2 protein-coding genes and 1 pseudogene are annotated in these 1,581 nt (G+C 62.2%); all 3 read left to right on the top strand.

Going from position 1 to position 1,581, the window contains the following annotated elements; all coding sequences use genetic code 11:
• A partial coding sequence (locus ACK5L9_RS16145; RefSeq protein WP_416912489.1) for an ArdC family protein occupies positions 1 to 467 on the top strand: 467 nt, incomplete at its 5' end.
• The gene (locus ACK5L9_RS16140) at positions 464 to 850 is read left to right on the top strand and encodes a DUF2958 domain-containing protein (RefSeq protein ID WP_416912488.1); all 387 of its coding nucleotides are present in this window, start codon (positions 464 to 466) and stop codon (positions 848 to 850) included. The genes ACK5L9_RS16145 and ACK5L9_RS16140, both read left to right, overlap by 4 nt.
• A 120-nt stretch (positions 851 to 970) precedes the next feature.
• Positions 971 to 1,581: pseudogene (locus tag ACK5L9_RS16135) on the top strand (ParB/RepB/Spo0J family partition protein); the annotation flags it as partial.

The following is a 1,581-nucleotide window of genomic DNA, read 5'->3' as shown; positions in this document are numbered from 1 at the left end:
GCATGATCGAGCCGCAGGTCGAGGCGCTTATCAAAGCCACCGGCATCGATTTCCGCATCGGCGGTAATAGGGCTTTCTATGTTCCTGCTCATGACTATGTGCAGGTGCCACCGCCGCAGGCCTATTTCGAGCCGATCAACTGGCACAGAACAGCGCTGCATGAACTTGGTCACGCAAGCGGCGCAGCCCATCGGCTGGGTCGCAACCTGTCTGGTTCTTTCGGCTCAAAGCTTTATTCGGTGGAAGAAATCACAGCCGAACTGATCGCCGCCTTCTGCTGCGCCTCGCTCGGCATCGTGCCGACCGTCCGCCATGCGGATTACATTGGGTCCTGGCTGGAATGCCTTCGAGAGGACAACCGCGCCATCATCCGCGCCGCGTCGCAGGCCAGCAAGGCGGCGGATTGGCTGCTGGCGCATCTGCCCGAGGCGGATAGCGCAGCTACGGATGGGAGGGCTGCGGCATGATCCTCCTGACATCCCAACACCGTGACCGTCTTCTCGCCAATGGCCGGGAACCTGACGCCGATCACGCCCCGTTGGTGAAATTCTTCAACCCCTTCGGTGCGGGCGTCTGGCTGGTCACAGAACTTGATGTGGACGGCGATATCATGTTCGGCCTTGCCGATCTCGGCTATCCCGAATTGGGTTCCTGGTCCTTTGGCGAGTTGCGGTCCATTCGCTTGCCCTTCGGCATGGGGATCGAGCGCGATCTGCATTTCACCAGCGACCTGCCGATCTCGATCTGGGCCGAGGCCGCACGGAAAACCGGCAGCATCCGGGGCGCTGAGCAGTTGCTCTACGCCCGCGCCGGTCAAAGACCTTCCGATGAAGAAGACGGGAGGGTCTGATCTTCAATCGTTGCCCCGTGATCCAGCGCCGCTCTCTTTCGAGGAAGAGGGCGGCGCTGTGCGTCGTGACGGGTTGGTTGCCGAGAGAGAGGCTTTCGGCGCCCGTCGCGGAGCAATCCCATGGCCACTGCCATTCAGAAAATCACCCTCGCGTCCGCGCGCGATATTCCCTTCAACAAGCTGGTGCTGAGCCAGTCCAATGTCCGGCGCATCAAGGCCGGGATCTCGGTCGAGGAACTGGCCGATTCCATCGCCCGTCGCGGGCTGATCCAGTCGCTGCATGTTCGGCACGTGCTGGACGCCGAAGGCAAGGAGACCGGGTTTTTCGAGGTGCCCGCCGGCGGTCGGCGATTCCGGGCGCTGGAACTGCTGGTCAATCAGAAGCGTCTGAACAAGACCGCGCCGGTGCCCTGTGTGGTCTCGGAGGCGGGCGATGTGCTGATCGACGAGGTCTCGCTCGCCGAGAATATCGAACGGGCGCCGCTGCATCCGCTCGTTCAGTTCCGCGCCTTCCAGACCCTGCGCGACAAGGGCATGGGCGAGGAGGAGCTCGCCGCGGCCGTATTCGTTGACCCCAAGGTGGTCAAGCAGCGCCTGCGTCTGGCTTCGGTCGCGCCCTCATTGCTGGAGGTCTATGCCGAGGATGGCATGACGTTGTAGCAGTTGCTGGATTTCACTGTCACGCAGGACAAAGCGCGTCTGGAACAGGTCTGGGATGCGATCAAGGACAG

Origin of the sequence: Paracoccus sp. (in: a-proteobacteria) (assembly GCF_047973135.1) — a bacterium.
In the GTDB taxonomy this organism is placed as follows: domain Bacteria; phylum Pseudomonadota; class Alphaproteobacteria; order Rhodobacterales; family Rhodobacteraceae; genus Paracoccus.
The sequence above is the reverse complement of the archived record's forward strand: the minus strand, read 5'-3'. Positions and strand labels throughout refer to the sequence as shown.

Bases quoted from the DNA above. Each gene is read 5' to 3' on its own strand.
- ACK5L9_RS16140 (WP_416912488.1), top strand. From the start codon at position 464: ATGATCCTCCTGACATCCCAACACCGTGACCGTCTTCTCGCCAATGGC.